The sequence below is a fragment of the Arthrobacter sp. StoSoilB5 genome, from assembly GCF_019977235.1.
GTDB lineage: Bacteria > Actinomycetota > Actinomycetes > Actinomycetales > Micrococcaceae > Arthrobacter.
Genome location: NZ_AP024646.1, coordinates 1463897 through 1482089 on the forward strand (window position 1 = coordinate 1463897; position 18193 = coordinate 1482089).

An 18193-nucleotide genomic window follows, 5' to 3' on the forward strand; every position below is an offset into this window, starting at 1 on the left:
GCTACACCGCAGCGGCTCCCACAAACTTCCACGAACGGTAACCAGCACCATGAGTCTTGACCAGCTGTACCAGCAGATCATCCTGGACCACTCCAAGCAGCGCCACGGCAGCGGGCTCGCGGACACGGAAGCACCCACGGGCACGTCAACCGGACAATCGCACCAGCTCAACCCGGTCTGCGGGGACGAGGTCACCCTTCGCCTGGCAGTTGCCGATGGAACGGTCAAGCAGATCAGCTGGGATGGCGCAGGCTGTTCCATCTCCATGGCCTCGGCCTCCGTGCTGACTGACCTGGGCGAGGGAATGTCGGTTGAAGAACTTCACGCGGTGATCGACAACTTCCGTGAGGTGCTCCGCTCGCGTGGAAAGGTGCAGGCAGATCCGGAGATTCTGGGGGACGCCGCGGCATTCGAAGGCGTGGCGCGCTACGCCGCCCGGGTCAAATGCGCCATGATTTCGTGGGTCGCCGCCGAGGACGCGCTGAACCAGGCAACGGCTTAGCCTTCTCAGAGCAGCCCCGCGCTAGGCGCGGTCAAAGACGTCAGGTACGCCGTCGCCGTCGTCGTCCCTTTGCTCTTCTGCCTGAACCAGGCGGTACCGCCGGTTCCGGGCCCGGAGCACGACGGCGGCCAGCAGCGCCGCGATCAGGGAACCTGCGAGGATAGCCACCTTGGCGTGGTCGTTGTGCGCAGATCCGGTGCCGAAGCTTAGCTCGCCGATCAACAGCGAGACGGTGAATCCGATCCCGGCCAGCAGCGCCAGTCCAAAGAGATCGATCCACGCAATGCTGGAATCCAGGCTTGCACGGGTGGTTTTGGTGACCAGGAACGTGGTGCCAAAGACGCCCACGGCCTTGCCCAGCACAAAAGCCGCGACAATTCCCACGGCAACCGGATCGCTGAGCGCGGCCCCCATACCCGCCACGCCGCCCAGCGCCACTCCGGCGGAGAAGAAGGCGAAGACGGGCACCGCGAACCCGGCGGAGAAGGGACGCAAGCGGTGTTCGAAGTGCTCGGCCAGGCCCTCGGCCGGTTCGCCCTTCTTGCCGCTGGCGAACACTGGGACGGCGAAGCCCAGGAGGACTCCCGCAACGGTGGCGTGGATTCCCGAGGCATGGATGAAACCCCAGGTGGCAAGGGCCAACGGGAGCAGAAGATACCAGTTACGGATTCGCTTCTGGACCAGGAAGGTGAAGAGCGCCAGCGGAACCAAGGCGGCCAGGAGCATAAGGGGCTGGATTCCGGAGGAGTAGAAGAAAGCAATGATGCCGATGGCGATGAGGTCATCCACCACGGCGAGAGTCAGCAGGAAAGTCCGGAGTGCCGCCGGAAGGTGCGTGTTGATCACGGCGAGTACTGCCAAGGCAAAGGCGATGTCCGTTGCCGTGGGGATGGCCCAACCCTTGAGTGTCTCCGAGGCGGAGCCGAGGTTGAAAAGGACGTAGATCAGGGCGGGGATAACAACTCCACCAACGGCTGCAGCTACGGGGACGACGGCGCGCGCAGGTTTACGAAGTTCTCCGGCGACGAATTCGCGCTTGAGTTCAAGGCCTGCGAGGAAGAAGAACACAGCCAGCAGGCCGTCGGAGGCCCAATGGCCAAGGCTTAGCTGCAGATGCCAAGGCTCGTAGCCGATCTTGACGTCGCGCAGGGCGAAGTAAGCATCGGCGGCGGGGGAGTTGGCCCAGATCAGTGCGATGACCGTGGCGGCCAGAAGGAGGGCGCCGCCCACGGTCTCTGTGCGGAGGATCGAGAGGATGCGGCGATACTCGGGGTAGCTGGAGCGGCTGAAAACAGTGGTGGTCATGGGTTGTTTGGCCACGGAAGCTCCTGTGGGTCGAGTGGTCGAAAGACGGACATCGCAAAGACACCGCCGACCAGACTTCCCGGCACACCAAAGCCCATTCTACCCAAGTGAGTCGCAGCAGTGCGCGTTATGAGCTCTCAAAACGCGCACTGCTGCGACTCAGTTGGGAGAAACCTAGGAAACGAGGCCTGCAATTCCGATCGCCGCCGTCGCGAGTCCCAGCACCATGGAAATGGAGACCAGGACGACGTGCACCGTGAGGAACCTGGTGGCCTTGCCAGCGGCGTCGCGGGCCCGGGGGTCCTTCATGACGCGCTTGAGGAACTGCGGCCACACAACCAGGGACCAGACGCCGGCAACGATCAGGACCCAGCCCAGGATGGCAGGGAGCTGCACGCTAGTGGCTTTCGAGCCAGGCCTGCGCCTGCTGCGACTGGATGTTCAGGGCCTTGCCAACCATCGGCTCTGCAGCATCGGCGATCTTGCCGCCAAGGAATGGAACCGACGAGGAAACATTGCCCTCAAGTTCGATCCGGGTGTTCCCGCCTTCGGCTACGAGGCGCTGGACTGCAGTGACATCAAGCGGAGCGCCGGAGACCTTAAGGGCAATCTTGCTGGCGCGGGAGCCGTCGGCTGCCGGTGCCTCCCACTGCTCGGTCTGCGTGACGGTCAGGCTCTCGCCGACGAACTTGCGGGCGATATCCGGCAAACGGGTGGTGGGCAGCGTACGAACCGTGGTGGTGCTGAAAGCGCCGGCAGTGTCGCCGTCGATCGTGAACGATTCCAGGGAGCCGCCCACCAGTTCGCTCGTGTGACGCAGGAAGTCTTCGTCGACAAATACGGCCGCAACGCGGTCAACGCTGTGCGGCAGGGTGGTGGATGCACTCAGGGCCATGGGTCCTCCGTGGATATGTTGGTGGTGAAGCTCTTTTAGCTCCCAACATCCTACGGGGTGTCCGTGGCCACGCCAGAACCCTTCTTCTGTTCCTGCTCCTGAAGGGTCATTGCCGCCGCGGAAATGTTCCGCGCCATCGACGGGAAAATAATCCCATGGAACGGGTAGACACCCAGCCAGTAAAGCCTGCCCGCCAAGCCGCGTGGAAAGAAAATGGCGCGCTGCTTGTAAAGGCTCCCGCCGCCGTCGGGCTCCACTGACAACTCAAGCCAGGCGCGCCCGGGAGCCCGCATCTCGGCCCGCAGCCGCAGCAAATGCCCGCGGTCTATGGCTTCCACCCGCCACCAGTCCACCACTTCGCCGCTGGCCAGCTTCTTTGGATGCCTGCGCCCCCTCAACAGGCCCGCGCCGCCGGTGAGCTTGTCCAGCCAACCACGGACCCGCCACGCCAGCGGAAGCGAATACCAGCCGTTCTTGCCCCCAATGCCCTCAATGACCGTCCAGACATGCTCAGGCATCGCGTCGCTATGGAAGGTCCGCTCGTCCAGGAATACCTTGTAACCCGCCCAGTCGGGATCGCTGGGGAGAGGATCGGCGTCGACGCCTGCGTTTGCCCACGTGGTCTCCACCTGGCCGTCCCTCTCCTTGCCCAGCGCCAAGGCGACGGCACGACGGTACGGCGTCAGGCCGCCGTCGGGCTGTGGAATGTAATCGTCGACGTCGTGCTCCCGCGACACTGCGTCGTGCTGCAGTGACTGCACCAGCGGCAAGGACATGGACAGCGGAATAGGCGTGACCAGCGCGACCCACAGGCCCGCGAGCTTGGGTGCCGGAACCGGAAGGGCGATCACCAAACGGCGGGGCAGCCCCCGCTCCACGGCGTACTCGTTCATCATGTCCTTGTACTTCAGGACGTCACGTGAACCGATGTCGAAAGTCCGGTTCAGGCGATCCGGCAGCGTCGCAGCAGCCACCAGGTAGTGCAGCACGTCCCGGACAGCGATGGCTTCGATGCGGTTATTAACCCAGCTGGGTGCCGGCATGACGGGCAGGGTATCGGCCAAATGACGGATCATCTCGAACGACGCCGAACCCGAACCGATCACCACGCCGGCCTGGAACACGATGGAGTCCACCGGCGATTCGAGGAAGACCCGTCCCACCGTCTCGCGGGAACGCATGTGCGTGGAGAGCTCCGTGTTCTCCGGGTGCAGGCCGCCGAGGTAGACGATCCTGTTGACGTTGGCACGCGTGGCTGCATCTGCCACGAGCCGCGCCATGGATTCTTCCTTGGCCTCGAAACCACTGCCGGAAGCCATGGAATGGACCAGGTAATACAGCACATCCACGTCCCTGAGCGCCTGTTCCAGGCTTCCAGCGTCAGAAAGGGAGTCCTTAATGATCTCGACGTCGCGGTGCCAGGGAACGTCGGCGATCTTCTGCGGCGAGCGGACCACCACCTTCACCCGGTGGCCAGCCTCAAGTAGCCGGGGGACCAAGCGGCCTCCAATGTAACCGGTGGCGCCCGTGACGAGGACGGTCTTGGAAGGCTGGCCTGGGGATGACTGCAAAGGAACTCCTGCGGCTGGAGGGAGGGGTAGGCTGGAATGACCCGGCATTCGTTCGAATTTCCGGGCATTTGTGTTGCCTGCCCTTGGACCCACCCTAGGAGTTTCAGCCATGAGCCTCAACGGTCTGCGCCGTGCACTGGCGGAGGACAAGACTTTTGCGCGCGTCCGAACTGAGGCTCAGCGGCCCTTTTCGGCCCGGAGTACGGACTACCAGATCAGTGCCCCTACAGGGATGCGGGCTGTGTTGCTGGCAGAAATGGCCGATGCCCTGGCCACACAAAGTTCAGAGGCCGGCAGTTCCCCTGTTGTCCTCGCGGTCACCGCCACCGGGCGTGAGGCCGAGGACCTGACGGCGGCCCTCGCCTCGTACCTGCCCGCGGAGTCTGTGGCCACCTTCCCCAGTTGGGAAACCCTCCCGCATGAGCGGCTCTCGCCGCGCTCGGACACCGTGGGACGGCGGCTCTCCGTCCTGCGCCGCCTGACCCACCCTGAAACCTCGACGGCGGCACCGTTGCGTGTGGTGGTTGCCCCGGTTCGCGCCGTGGTCCAGCCCATTGTTGCCGGCTTGGGGGACCTGGTTCCCGTCACGCTGCAGGTAGGACAGGAACGCTCCTTCACAGATGTAGTCCGGGCACTCTCCGACGCCGCCTATGCACGGGTTGACATGGTGACGCACCGCGGCGAATTCGCAGTCCGCGGCGGCATCCTGGACGTTTTCCCACCCACCGAGGACCACCCCATCCGTGTGGAGTTCTTCGGCGATGAAGTTGACCAGATGCGCTGGTTCGCCGTGGCCGACCAGCGCTCGCTGTCCGCGCCCGGGATCCACCACCCCACGGAACTGCACGCGCCGCCTTGCCGCGAAATCCTGATCACGCCCTCCGTCATGTCGCGTGCTGCCAAACTCAAAGCCGATATGCCGGCTGCGGCAGACATGCTGGAGAAGATCGCCGGGGGCATCGCCGTTGAAGGCATGGAGTCCTTGGCCCCGGTGCTGGTGGATGCCATGGTGCCGTTCGTGGACCAGCTTCCGGCCGGCTCCCTGGGCGTGGTCATCGAACCGGAAAAGGTGCGCACCCGCGCCCACGACCTCGCTGCTACCAACGAAGAGTTTCTGGAAGCTGCTTGGTCCACCGCGTCCGACGGCGGTTCCGCGCCCCTTGACCTGTCCTCCCAGGCATCCACTGACTTGCACGCCGCGAGTTTCCGTTCGCTGACCGACACCCGATCTGCCGCCCTGGAACACGGCGTGTCCTGGTGGTCCATCACCTCGCTCGCAACGGACGAGGACCTGGTGCTGGACATCGACGTCCTGAACCTGCATGCCCGCGAACCGCGCGGTTACCAGGGCGAGGTCGCCGAAATGCTGGAGTTCATTGGCTCACGCGTCCGCGAGCAGTGGCGTTTGGTAGTTGTTACGGACGGTCCGGGACCAGCCCAGCGCCTGGTTGAACTGTTCCACGATGCCGACATCCCCTGTGCACGCGTGGACTCGCTGGATAAGGATCCGCAGCCGGGCATCATCGAGGTGACCACTGCCGCCGTCGGACGTGGTTTTGTCCTGGACGGCCTCAAACTGGGCCTTTTGACCGAAGCGGACCTGCTGGGCCGCGCCACCGCAAGTTCCACCAAGGATATGCGGCGAATGCCATCCAAACGGCGGAATGCCGTGGACCCCCTGCAATTGCACGCAGGTGACTTTGTGGTGCATGAGCAGCATGGAATCGGCCGGTTCGTGGAGCTCATCCAGCGCAAGGTGACAGGTACGTCGTCGTCCGATGCCGGGCTGCGTGAGTACCTGGTGCTGGAGTATGCAGCTTCCAAGCGCGGTGCTCCCGGGGACCGCCTGTTTGTTCCTACGGACCAACTGGACCAGGTCACCCGCTACGTCGGCGGGGACACACCAGCGCTTAGCAAGATGGGCGGCGCTGACTGGGCGAGTACCAAGTCCAAGGCACGCAAGGCCGTCAAGGAGATCGCTGGAGAGCTGATCCGGCTCTACTCCGCCCGGATGGCATCCCGCGGACACGCCTTCGCTCCGGACACTCCGTGGCAGCGCGAACTCGAGGAAGCCTTCCCCTATGTGGAAACCCCGGACCAGCTGACCACCATCAACGAGGTCAAAGCGGACATGGAGCGGGAAATCCCCATGGACCGCCTGGTTTCCGGCGACGTCGGCTATGGCAAGACCGAGATTGCGGTTCGCGCTGCTTTCAAAGCCGTCCAGGACGGCAAGCAGGTGGCGGTCCTGGTGCCCACCACACTGTTGGCCCAGCAGCACTACGAGACTTTCACCGAGCGCTTCTCCGGATTCCCGCTGCGGGTAAAACCCCTTTCGCGGTTCCAAAGCGGCAAGGAAGCCAAGGAAACAGCCGAAGGCGTCAAGAGCGGCGCGGTGGATGTTGTGATTGGTACGCACCGGTTGCTGTCCAAGGACTTTGAGTTCAAGGACCTGGGATTGGTGATCGTGGATGAAGAGCAGCGCTTTGGTGTGGAACACAAGGAAGCGCTGAAAAAGATGCGAACCAACGTGGACGTCCTGGCCATGAGTGCCACACCGATTCCCCGTACTTTGGAAATGTCCTTGACGGGCATCCGGGAGACATCCACCTTGGCAACCCCGCCGGAGGAACGCCATCCGGTCTTGACCTACGTGGGTCCGTACACGAACAAGCAGACGTCGGCAGCCATCCGCCGTGAGCTCATGCGCGAAGGGCAGGTTTTCTTCGTGCACAACCGCGTGTCCTCGATCGAACGTATCGCCGCGCAGATCCGCGAGCTGGTGCCCGAGGCAAGGGTGGAAGTGGCGCACGGCCAGATGTCCGAGAGCCGCCTTGAGAAGATCATTGTGGACTTCTGGGAGAAACGGTTCGACGTGCTGGTCTGCACCACCATCATCGAGACCGGGCTGGACATCTCCAACGCCAACACACTGATTGTGGATGGTGCCGACAAGTATGGACTTTCGCAGCTCCACCAGCTCCGTGGCCGTGTTGGTCGTGGCCGTGAACGCGCCTACGCCTACTTCCTGTACCCGTCCGAGAAGCCGTTGGGCGAGGTGGCGCTGGAACGGCTCAAGGCTGTGGCGGCGCACAACGAACTCGGCGCCGGCATGCAGCTGGCCATGAAGGATCTCGAAATCCGCGGTGCGGGCAACCTGCTGGGTGGGGAGCAGTCCGGCCACATCCAGGGCGTGGGCTTCGACCTTTACATCCGGCTCGTTGGTGAAGCTGTTGCCGAGTACCGCGGGGAGGCCGAGGAGAAGGCCGCCGAGATGAAGATCGAACTGCCCGTCAACGCCCATCTGCCGCATGATTACGTGCCCGGTGAGAGGCTGCGCCTGGAGGCCTACCGGAAGCTGGCCGCCGCGGTGACCAATGAAGCCATTGACGAGGTCCTCGCTGAACTCGTGGACCGTTACGGTGAGCCGCCCTTGCCGGCGCAGAACCTCATCGCCGTGGCCCGCTTCCGGGTGGGGGCCCGCGAAGCCGGCCTGTCCGACGTCGCGCTCCAAGGCAACTTCATCCGCTTCTCGCCAGCGCAATTGCCCGAGTCCAAGACCATGCGCCTGAACCGCATGTACCCGGGTTCCCAGGTCAAGCCTGCCCTGGATGCTGTCCTGATCCCCAAGCCCAAAACAGCCAGGATCGGCGGCCGTGATCTCCAGGACGCCGAGATCCTCGAATGGGCCAACGGCGTGATCTCCGCGATTTTCGCGGATGTTGCGGTAAAGGCAGGCTAACCGAATGATGGGAGGACACCACGCCGCGTCGGGAGCCGCGGCGTGGATCGCTATTGCCTCGACCGGCCCCTACGCGTTGGGCTGGTATCCGCTGGATTCCACCGGCATCCTGATCGGAGCCATGGCGACGGCGGGTACCGCCTTGGTGTGCGACTGGGACCACCGGCACAGCACCATAGCGAATTCGCTTCCACCGCTTTCCAACGTCATTGCGGTGGGCATTGAGAAAGCCAGCGGAGGGCACCGGCAAGGGACACACTCACTTCTGGGAGCCTCTGCCTTTGTGGTGCTGGCTGCCATGGCAGCTCAATTCCAGATGGTTACGCCGGTAGGAAAGCTCTCGGTCGGCGCTGGTTTGCTGTGCATGTTCATGATCAACCTGGCGGCCAAGGCTTTGAATCTGTTTCCCAAATCCGGCTGGATCACCAACTGGCTCTTCGCCGTGGTGATGGCTGGACTCGTGACCTGGTTCGCACCCGATCAGTGGGGGTGGCTCCCGCTGTCAATGCTGGCGGGCGTCGCCGTTCACATCGTGGGAGACATGATTACCGTGGGCGGGGTACCGCTGTTGTGGCCCATCGTGATCAAACCACCTAAATTCCTGCGCAAATCGCTGATCAGCGGCATTTGGAGGGCCAACGGCGCTTTCTCGATTCCCCTGTTGGGCAGGGCCGGCTCGCGGCGGGAGTGGCTGGTCCTGATACCCGTCAGCGGTTACGCCATGGTGGGCATGGGGGCTGCGGCATGGGCCCTGGCCCAGGAGCACTGGCCAGGAGTCCTGGCGGCGTTGGGCGGCGTGATCCAAGCCCGGTGATCCGGACGCCAAGTTCGCGTCATGACTGAGGACTTGTACCCACTTCCTTTACGAGAAAACGAACTTTGACGTTTTCACGTATACGGAGGTTTAGATAGCCGTGCTCCACTCACGCAGTATGAACAACGGCGGCAGGGGAGGCTTTCAGGCCCGGCGACACGCGGATTCACTGCGGCGTTCCCTGGTTGATCTTGAAGTCATTATTCCGGCCTATAACGAGGCCGGAAGGATTCCCAATACCCTGTTGCAGGCCATCGATTTCCTGGCAAGCCAGCCCTGGTCTTCCCGGATTGTGGTGGTAGATAACGGCAGCGTTGACGAAACCGGTGCTGTAGTACGTCGTATTTCGGGCGAGGCAGGAAGCAGCGTCCCGATTTCCGTGATCGGATGTTCCCGTCGTGGCAAAGGGGCAGCTGTTCGCCGGGGCCTCCTGAGCGGTACGTCACGTTTCACCGGGTTCTTCGATGCCGATCTGGCCACCCCCTTGGAAACGCTGACTGCTGCCATGTCCCACCTCGAAGAGGGTGCTGCAGCAGTTATTGCCTCGCGCCACGCGCCAGGTTCCACCCTTGTCCGGCCGCAACAACTGGGAAGGCGCATAGGCGGTAAAGCTTTCCGCACACTGACCAAGTCCAAGGTGAAGGGCATCTTCGATACCCAGTGCGGCTTCAAATTTTTCGAACGGGACTCGCTCACCGCCGCTATGGTCCAATGCCGCGCTACGGGGTTTGCTTTCGATGTGGAGCTTCTTCTGAGGTTGCAACACCAAGGGGCCAGAATCATCGAATTGCCTGTCGCCTGGACAGACGGAGAAGCGTCAACGTTCCGGCCCTTCCAAGACGGAATCGCCAGTTTTGCGTCCGTACTTCAACTAGAGAAATCGATCCTATGACCAGTGCTTTCCCATTGTCCTCAGCACACCTTGCTGGGAAGCACGTACTTATCCTGAACTGGCGCGACGTCGGGCATTCCCAAGCCGGGGGCGCCGAGCAGTATATGCACGAGATCTCCCGCAGGTGGGTAGCGGCCGGGGCCAAAGTCACGTGGTTTACCGGGCGTGAAATGAACCAGCCCGCGGAGGACGTCATCGACGATATCCGGATACTGCGCGCTGGTGGTCCCCTGGCCATCTACGCCCATGCAGCGCTCAAGCTCGTGCGCAGAGGCCGTCATTTTGATGCCGTGGTGGATTGCCAGAACGGAATCCCCTTCTTCTCGCCACTCTTCGTGCCAGGCGGGACACCCATCATTCAATTGATCCATCACGTTCACCAAGAGCAATTCCGCAGCCGGTTCTCTCCGCCGTTGGCTGCCCTTGGCCGTTTCCTTGAAAGCAGAGGCGCAAAAGCCGTCTATGGCCAGCGGGCCATTGTTGCCGTCTCACCGTCCACGCGGTTGGAACTCCGCAAGCTTGGGTTCTCCGGACCAATTCACGTCGTACCCAACGGTACTATCGACGTTCCGGAACAGGTCGGCCCCAGGGCTCCCGAGCCCACCATTACCGTGGTCAGCCGTTTGGTGCCGCACAAACGACTTGATTTGTTGCTGGGCCAGATTGCTGTTGTCGCCAGCCGTATTCCCGATCTGCGGGTGGAAATCGTTGGCGACGGGCCCGAAAGAGCCCGGCTACAGCAACTCGCCATGGACATGGGGCTCAGCCATATCGTGACTTTCCACGGTTACCAGCCCAACGAGGTCCGCAACAGCCTCTTGAACCGGGCATGGATGACCACTTCCACGTCGGCGTCAGAGGGCTGGGGATGTTCAGTGATCGAGGCGGCCGCCTGGGGCGTTCCATGCCTTGCACTGCGTGTTCCAGGCATCCGGGACTCCGTAGTGGACGGCAGTACAGGATGGCTTGTGGATACCCCTAAGGAATTTGGGCGCGCCATAGTAGCCGCCCTGGAGAAATTGGCCTCACATCAGGCATCGCAGGAGTTCTCTGCACGATGCCAGGAGTGGGCACGATGCTTCACCTGGGACCGGAGTTCGGACCTTCTGGCTGGTGTGGTCCTTGAAGAGTCACAGCGTCTGGAGACCCTTGGTAGCGGCAGTCCGCGCTCCGATATGTCCACACTGGTGCGTTTCGAATTACCGCCCGGGGCCGACCTTCGGGTCATCCTGCGTCCAACGGATGAAGTGTGGGCGGACGACGGACAGGTCTCAGTACTGATGAAAGGCCGGGACGAGTTCGAAGCCTTCGCTGTCTTGAAGCAGATTGGGGTGGACGCAGCAGACTTGCAGCCAGCGGGGCGGAGCGACCTGCTCGCCGGACCCGGAAGGGTCTCTATGCCCGCCCACGCCGTTGATGGCTTCTAGGGCGCATCCGGCGCCGACTGCCCGGGGGCGGGAGCGTTCCCCGGAACGGACATCCGGACGGGGAGGCAAAGTAGGGGAAGACAGCGTTTTCCTGGCCATGTCGGCCGGGGTGGTGGGCGTGGTCAGTTACGCCTGCAGTTTGCTCATGGCCAACATGCTGCCCACTACGGACTACACGCACTTCGCGTCGGCCGCGATGCTGATGGGAATCGTAGGGATTGTCGCTTCAGCACTGGTTCCGCTTCCTTTGTCCCACGTAGTCGCTGTTAGTCCTGAAGGTTCCGAGGAACGCAAGGATGGCATGGCCTTCTCGGTTTTTGTGTCATGTATAGCCGGGGCAGTCGCAGCCGCAGCGACGGGAATGGTGACATTGGCCTTTGCCACACCGGCGCTGGCAGGAGCCGTAGCGTTGGGTTCCTTTGCCATCTTCATCGTGACGGCACCCTCGGGATGGTTGCAGGGCGAGCTGCGTTTCACGTGGGTTGCCCTGACAAACATCGGCGAAGTTGTCCTCAGGCTCGGGTTCAGCGCGTTGGTGATTGTCCTGGCGTGGGGTGCGGGGGGAGCAGTCCTTGGGTTTGCTGTGGGCTCGGTAGCTCCCCTCGCCGTCCCGCTTTCCTTCTATCGGGACCTGCACTGGCGTCCGCGGGTCCTGCTGGATAAATGGCGGTGGGCGGAGACAATCGAGATCGCGTCGGTGCTGTGCGTGGTTTCCATACTGGTTGGCATCGATGTTGTGGTGGTTGGGTTCCTGGACGAAGGATCGTCCGCGGCAGCAGGGTTCCAGGCATTGGCATCGATTGCCAAGGGGCCGGTGTACGTGGCGGCCGGTACTGCCTTGGTGGTTTTTCCCTTGCTGCGCACGTCAGGCGCGGACGTACGCCGGATCCTTGGAGCCGCCTTCACGTCCTTTGGGCAGTTGGCGTTGGTGGCCTTCGTCATCATCGCTACCGCCCCTCACATGCTGGCCGGGCTGATTGTGCCGGAAAAGTATCACGGCTCCCTGGAGCTGTTGCCGTGGCTGGCGGTGGCAGGCCTTGGCTACGCCGTGCTGATGGTACTGTCAACAGTCCTTCTCGCGGTGAGGGCCTACCGGCGATGCCAGATGGGCCTTGCCATCGCTTGCCTTCTGGTGGTGGGCGGTCTATGGGCCGGCTGGCATGTGAACGCTGTTGCCGGCATGGCTGTGGGTTCAGCTGCAGGCTCCGTGCTGGCATCCTTGGTACTGGCCTACATCGCTCATCCAGTCCTTGCCGCCACGGCCCGACCGGGAACTGTGGCCTGGCGGTGGTTGGCCTACCCGGCCGGACTGATTGCGGTGCTGGGTGTGGCCAGCCAGATGCAGCCGTGGGTGTGGTTGCTTTTAGCATCCGGTGCGGGCCTTGCCGTGCTGGCTCATCAGCGCGGCTTATTGCCGGGCAGGAGCGTTGCCGGGATTCCCCGACGGCGGCTGGCTGGTGAAAGCGCGAGGAGCACCGGCCGACGGTCCAAGCAAAAAACCAGCCTCATGGACGTCATCGGCGCGTGGCGTATGCAGGGACTCCCGGGCACCTTGATGATGTTCCTGGCTGTGGTTGCCGGAGCTTTCTGCGTTCGCGCCCTCGGTTTGGAACGGGGCTTTGAGCTCTGGGTAGATGAGTTGCTCTACGTGCGCTTGGGTGAGTCCGTCAGTGCCGGTCAATTTCCCACGCTCCCGGACGGGCCATTCTTCCTCCACCCGCCCGGCTACTTCATCCTCGAAGCCGCCGTGATCAAGCTGTTTGACGTCTCAGGCGAAATTGTGGACGTCCTGCTGCAGTTGCGATGGCTGAATGCCACGTTGGGGGCACTGACCGTGGGGCTGGGGTTTCTCCTTGTCAGGAGGCTTACTGGTACTGCCCCCGCGTGGTTCTGTGCTGTGCTTCTTGCGTTCGAGCCCTTCATTCTGCGCAACAACAGCCATGCCTTCCTCGAGACCTCGGCAATGGCGGCTGTGCTCGCAGGGTTTTTGGTCCTGGTAGGAATGCCGGAACCCGCGAGGAAGCGTGCAGCTTTCCTGCGGTGGACGGTGGCCGGATTGCTGTTGGGGTATGGCGTTCTGTGCAAGGACTTCTTCATCATCTGCACCATCGCCCCGGTCCTTGTTGCTGTGTTGTGGAAGGAAACCCTGCCCTGGCGCAAGGCAACGCTTGTGGTGGCCGCGACCGTCATTCCCTATGCTGCTTACCTTGCCGTAGTGGCTGTGCGGGAACAAATGCCGGGCTGGGTGTGGGCCAAAAGCAACGGGCTGGTGCGGATGTCCGGGGTTGAGAAGAGCACGGGCTTCACGGCAGAAGGCTCGCCGAGCATCCTGTCCCGTTTGATCGAGCAGAGCGGTCACTTCGGCACTAGTTATGTCCTCCTGGCGCTGTGTCCCGTGGCGGGACTCCTGCTGTGCTTCAGCCTTCATGCTGGCCGGCGGTTTATTGGACTGGCAGGGCTGGCTTTGGGTGCCGCGGGCGCTTACAGCGCTGTGTTCGGCACGTTCGAAGAGCAATACGGGTACGGCGTCATGGTGGCTGGCGCACTGTGTTCCGTGCTGGCGGTGGTGGAGCTCCAAGAGAGATATCCCAAGGGCCGCAGCGTCCTTGCCGTGTTCAGCATGTGCTTCGTTGCCTTGACGGTAATTCTCGGGATGCGCACTGCACTCACCGTGGACAATGGCTTTGCCGGCGCAAGGCAGTGGGTCAAAGCAAACTTGCCGGCAGATGCTCGGGTGAGCGTCACCAACAGCACTGCGGAGCTGATATTCATGGACGATGCCAGGTTCGGTATCTGGCCTTCGGCTCCCTTGATGAAAGAGCACGGAGCTGGTTACATCCTTACCCAGTCGCTGCCCACCAGCCAGGGATACGGCTATGCGAACCCCACTATGCTCGCCTGGCTGAAGGATCACGCCACTCCTGTTTTCACTTCCGAGGGGCCTACCAATGGTGATACGACGCTCTGGTTCGTGCATGAAGCTGACCTGGATGCTGCGGCATCGGCAAACATCGGGTTCCCGTCCAAAGACCATGGGACAGAACGGTAGAGATCATGAGGGTTTTACATCTTGGGTTCGAAGACCCCGGCATGCCCGGCGCCGGTGGGGGAGCCGTGAGGACACACGAGATCGACCGTCGACTGGCTGCCAAAGGCTTCCGGATGACGGTACTGACCACCAGGTACCCCGGGTGGTCTGAACGCACGCAGGACGGCGTTCACTACGTGCCAATAGGAATAGGCCGCGGCGGGAACAGGCTGACCCGGCTTTTGGGCTATGTGTTTCTGCTGCCTCTTGAAGTGCACCGGCGCCGAGCTGCCGCTGATTTGGTGGTGGAGGACTTTTTCGCGCCCTTCTCCAGCATGGCTGCACCGCTCTGGACCACGCGCCCCACGGTTGGCCTGGTCCAGTGGTTGCATGCGCGCGAGAAGGCACGCCAATACGGGCTGCCGTTGCATTGGGTGGAACGGTGGGCTGTCCGGCGCTACCGGAGGATGATTGCAGTCTCGCAGGGAATCGCAGACCGCCTGAAGGCTATGAACCCGGACGTTCATGTGGACGTGATCGGTAACGGCGTGGATCCCGCAGCGTGGAAACCCGAACCCAAACCAGGTCAGGACGTCCTGTGCATAGGGCGCCTGGAATTCGGCGGCAAAGGTCTCGATCTGCTGTTGGCAGCCTGGGAAGAATGTGCCGGACGCGTCGATGGGCAGCTCCTGATTGCAGGTTCTGGCCCTGACGAAGCAAAGCTTCACTCGGTCATTGAAGAGAGGGGCCTGTCTAACCGCGTACGACTCCTGGGGTGGCTCTCAGGGGAGCAGAAATTCCAGGCTATGAGTGAGGCGCGGCTCGTGGTGCTTCCATCCAGGCAGGAGACCTTTGGACTCGTGGCCATCGAGGCACTGGCTGTTGGAACTCCGGTCATTGCCTTCGATATCCCTTGCTTGAGGGAGATTGTCCCCGACTCTGCAGGCTGGTTGGTTCCGCCGTTCGACGTCGACGCCTTTGCTGCGGAAATCGCTCGAAGATATCCGGAGGCCGGGCTGATGGAGATGGGGTCCCAAGGCAGGGCGTTTGCTTCCGGTTTCAACTGGGACCGGCTCGCTGAAATGCAGGCTGAGTCCTTCCGCGATGCTGTTGCTGAAGCCGCTCCAAGCGGACCCCATCCACCAGGAAGGTCTCCGCATGGCAATTGAGTCAAGAATCGAACGATCCTTGGCAGGGGGACGCCCCTGGCTGTTCCTGTCTGCGCACCTCGATGACGCCGTTTTGTCCTGTGGCGCGCTTATTGAGGCGCAGGCGCAGGAACGGGAGATCATAGTGGCGACTGTGTTCACGGAAGCTTCCCCTGCGCCTCACACCAGGGCCGCCCGCTCTTTCCTGCGCCAGTGCATGCTGGAGGATGGCGTGCAGTTGTTCGAGGCCCGTAAGGCAGAGGACATGGCTGTCCTGGAAGCCATGGGGGTACGGCCGGTTCATCTCGGTGCAGTGGATGCCTTGTTCCGCCGTCGAGTGTTGCCTCGGCTGGCCAGAGGCGCTGGCAACAAGCTTCTACCGGAGCTTACCCACCGCTACTCGACGTATAGGTTCGACATTGCGCTGGGACGGATTGCGCGGGGAGACAAAACGCTCATCCGGCAACTCCAGGACGACGTCGCCGAGCTCATGGCTGCGACCAAGCCGGAGTTGCTCTTTTGTCCTGTAGGGGTGGGAAGCCACGTTGACCACCTCATCACTCGCAAGGCTGGGGAGGGCCACTCCGAAAACCTGGTCCTATACTCGGACTTTCCCTACGATTTGGTGTCGCAGCCGGACGCGGCAGAGTTGGCGCGGCTGGGGTACCAGCCTTGGATTTGGGAGGAAGGCTTGTCATCCAAGCACACCCGGATCAGGCAGTATTCCACGCAGGCGGACGGGTTGTTCCCCAGCGGTGACATTCCCATCAAGGCGGAAACCTACTTTGTCCCTCATCCTTGGCTGAACAGTTAAGCCCTTCACAACAGCGATGGCCCGGGCGCATGCCCGGGCCATCCCATATTGCGTGAAAGTTTAGCTTTCGCCAGCTGAGTCCGAGCGGCCAAGGATGGTTTGCGGAATCCAGAATGCGAGGGCGAACAGGCCCAAGCACACGGCCATGGGCCACGGGTTGTCCAGGCTGAGGAAGGACAGGGAGTAGATGGCGCCCAGGAACAGCACGATCACAATCAGGAACAGGACAATGCTTACGCCGAGGTTGTTCTCTTTTTCAATGGGCGCGCTTGTTGCGTTCTTGGACATTCATTCCTCCTCGGCCCCGCAGGGCTCAAAATCTGTGGCAGTCGCGGACGCCTCAGTAATCCGATGAACCCTGTTCACCTTTGACAATGGCTATTCCGGAACTCGCTCCGATACGTGTTGCACCAGCAGCAATCATAGCCTGTGCGTCGGTCAGGGACCGCACTCCGCCGGACGCTTTGACCCCAACATCGGGCCCTACGGTCTTGCGCATCAAGGCAACATCCTCAACTGTTGCTCCGCCGCCATTGAATCCAGTGGAGGTCTTGACGAAGTCAGCCCCTGCTTCCACGGCGGCTTCGCAGGCAATGACCTTCTGTTCATCGGTCAACATGGACGTCTCGATGATGACCTTCAGGATGGCCTCGCCGGCGTGGACAGCTTCGGCGACGGCGGTGATGTCATCCACCAGGGCACCTTTGTCGTTCGCGCGGGCGGCCGCCATGTTGATCACCATGTCGATCTCATCCGCGCCGTCCAAAACGGCGCCTCGGGCTTCGAACGCTTTGACGTCGCTGGGCGTGGCGCCGAGGGGGAAACCGATAACCGAGCAGGTCAGTACTCCCGAGCCTTTAAGGGCCTTGGTTACAGTCTTGACCCAGATCGGATTGACGCAGACGGACTTGAATTTGTACTCCACCGCCTCGGCGCACACCTTCAAAACCTCAGCCTCGCTGGCCTCGGGCTTCAACAGCGTGTGGTCGATGTACGAGGCGATGCTTGCGGGCGCGACGGCTTCGTTGCTCATGGGATCCTTCCGTGCCGGGCGTGGCCGGCCCGATGGCCGCAGGGTTGTCACTGCCCGTCAAAGGACCATCTTGCCACATGGTCCGATTGCCGGTCGGGGTTGTCCACATAGGCAAAGTGGGGCAACAGCTATGCTGCCATCGCGGCCTGCTGGCTGCTGCCCCGTGCCCCCAACAGCATCCCCGACGCGCACAGCATCGCGGAGGACTCGGCGGAGAGGAGAAGGCCCAGGCGAAGGCCGTCGCAGGAAGCGGCGTCGCCGATCGCCCAGATGCCCGGGACGGAGGTAGCGAGGTCGCGACCTACCGCGATGCCGCCGTCGGAAGCTATCTGGAGACCGGCGCTTTCGGCGAGCTCGGTACGCGCCGTACGTTCTTCGGCGAGGACCACGAGGTCGCCGTTCATGCTGCTGCCGTCTTCGAAAAGGATCCCGGTGGCAGGCAGGGCGGAATCGGGCACAAGGGTATCGACGTTGGAAGAAACGACGGCGGCAGGGCGGAGGGTGGTGCGGACGGGACGGACTCCGCGGGCCCGGAGCACGGCCTCTGCCTGCCCGGCCGCGGGACCATTGCCAACGAGGATTCCCAGCGGGCGTCGGCCGACGATCCGGGCCACGTCCTTGACCGCTTCGCCGATGTTCGCGGCGTCGTCGATAGTGGAGTAGCTGAGGCTGGCTTCGGCACCGGAGACTGGCGGGAAGGTTGGCGCTGAACCCGTCGCGATCACGAGTTGGTCGTAGGAGAACTCCATGCCGTCCACGGTGGTGACGATCTTTGCCTGGGCGTCAATGAAGCTGGCGGCCTGCCCGAACCGGACCGAGACCTGCGGGAGTTCTGCCAGTTCCAGGAGGGCGTCGGGGCATTCGTCGCGATTGCTGAGCACAGTGATGGTGCCATCGAACCTGCGCTGTACTTCCTTGCGGGAGCCGGAGGCGCCACCGGCCAGCCGCCGCACCAAAGCCTGGGCCGCCGGACCTGCGCCTGCAATGACAATGTGAACGGGAGTGGAGGACATGTTTGGCCC

The 18193-nt window shown here is 62.6% G+C and carries 15 protein-coding genes; 8 read left to right on the plus strand and 7 right to left on the minus strand.

Annotated features, from left to right (window positions below; genetic code table 11):
- The first annotated feature begins 49 nt into the window (after positions 1–49).
- Entirely contained in the window at positions 50–502 is a 453-nt protein-coding gene (gene sufU, locus LDN75_RS06735) for a Fe-S cluster assembly sulfur transfer protein SufU (RefSeq protein WP_223936373.1), read from the plus strand.
- Positions 503–523: 21 nt separating this feature from the next.
- On the opposite strand, the gene nhaA is transcribed toward sufU, so the two are convergent.
- The 4 genes from nhaA to LDN75_RS06755 form a co-directional block, all read right to left on the minus strand.
- A complete protein-coding gene (nhaA, locus tag LDN75_RS06740; RefSeq protein ID WP_223937512.1) occupies positions 524–1807 on the minus strand; it encodes a Na+/H+ antiporter NhaA in 1284 nt (427 codons plus the stop codon).
- 174 nt (positions 1808–1981) lie between these two features.
- A complete protein-coding gene (locus LDN75_RS06745) occupies positions 1982–2203 on the minus strand; it encodes a hypothetical protein (protein WP_223936374.1) in 222 nt (73 codons plus the stop codon).
- Between the two features lies 1 nt (position 2204).
- Complete coding sequence (locus tag LDN75_RS06750; protein ID WP_223936375.1) at positions 2205–2702, minus strand: DUF2505 domain-containing protein; 498 nt, start codon at positions 2700–2702, stop codon at positions 2205–2207.
- A 50-nt stretch (positions 2703–2752) separates the two neighbouring features.
- On the minus strand, positions 2753–4273 hold the full coding sequence (locus tag LDN75_RS06755) for an SDR family oxidoreductase (protein WP_223936376.1): 1521 nt from the start codon (positions 4271–4273) through the stop codon (positions 2753–2755).
- A gap of 109 nt (positions 4274–4382) precedes the next feature.
- Here LDN75_RS06755 and mfd point away from each other — a divergent pair, with 109 nt between their 5' ends.
- The 7 genes from mfd (at position 4383) to LDN75_RS06790 (ending at position 16138) form a co-directional block, all read left to right on the plus strand.
- Positions 4383–8015 carry a transcription-repair coupling factor gene (mfd, locus tag LDN75_RS06760; RefSeq protein ID WP_223936377.1) on the plus strand — a complete coding sequence of 1211 codons (3633 nt, stop codon included), beginning with the start codon at positions 4383–4385 and terminating at the stop codon, positions 8013–8015.
- A gap of 4 nt (positions 8016–8019) precedes the next feature.
- Complete coding sequence (locus LDN75_RS06765; RefSeq protein ID WP_223936378.1) at positions 8020–8829, plus strand: metal-dependent hydrolase; 810 nt, start codon at positions 8020–8022, stop codon at positions 8827–8829.
- A 100-nt stretch (positions 8830–8929) separates the two neighbouring features.
- Positions 8930–9721 (plus strand): glycosyltransferase, encoded by a 792-nt coding sequence (locus LDN75_RS06770; RefSeq protein ID WP_223936379.1) that lies wholly within the window; start codon positions 8930–8932, stop codon positions 9719–9721.
- Positions 9718–11148 carry a glycosyltransferase family 4 protein gene (locus LDN75_RS06775; protein WP_223936380.1) on the plus strand — a complete coding sequence of 477 codons (1431 nt, stop codon included), beginning with the start codon at positions 9718–9720 and terminating at the stop codon, positions 11146–11148. The genes LDN75_RS06770 and LDN75_RS06775 overlap by 4 nt, the downstream gene beginning before the upstream one ends.
- Positions 11149–11266: 118 nt before the next feature.
- Positions 11267–14197: a glycosyltransferase family 39 protein gene (locus LDN75_RS06780; RefSeq protein ID WP_263422348.1), complete on the plus strand. Its 2931-nt coding sequence runs from the start codon at positions 11267–11269 to the stop codon at positions 14195–14197.
- Between the two features lie 5 nt (positions 14198–14202).
- Positions 14203–15345 (plus strand): glycosyltransferase family 4 protein, encoded by a 1143-nt coding sequence (locus LDN75_RS06785; RefSeq protein ID WP_223936381.1) that lies wholly within the window; start codon positions 14203–14205, stop codon positions 15343–15345.
- Positions 15335–16138, plus strand: a complete 804-nt coding sequence (locus tag LDN75_RS06790) for a PIG-L family deacetylase (RefSeq protein WP_223936382.1) — start codon at positions 15335–15337, stop codon at positions 16136–16138. Before LDN75_RS06785 ends, LDN75_RS06790 begins: the two co-directional genes overlap by 11 nt.
- Before the next feature lie 60 nt (positions 16139–16198).
- Here the strand turns inward: LDN75_RS06790 and LDN75_RS06795 are convergent, their stop codons facing one another.
- The 3 genes from LDN75_RS06795 to LDN75_RS06805 all read right to left on the minus strand — a co-directional run bounded on the left by LDN75_RS06795 (position 16199) and on the right by LDN75_RS06805 (position 18184).
- Entirely contained in the window at positions 16199–16426 is a 228-nt protein-coding gene (locus LDN75_RS06795; RefSeq protein ID WP_223936383.1) for a hypothetical protein, read from the minus strand.
- Between the two features lie 52 nt (positions 16427–16478).
- Entirely contained in the window at positions 16479–17171 is a 693-nt protein-coding gene (gene deoC, locus LDN75_RS06800; RefSeq protein ID WP_223936384.1) for a deoxyribose-phosphate aldolase, read from the minus strand.
- Between the two features lie 128 nt (positions 17172–17299).
- Entirely contained in the window at positions 17300–18184 is an 885-nt protein-coding gene (locus LDN75_RS06805) for an FAD-dependent oxidoreductase (RefSeq protein WP_223936385.1), read from the minus strand.
- Positions 18185–18193: the final 9 nt, after the last annotated feature.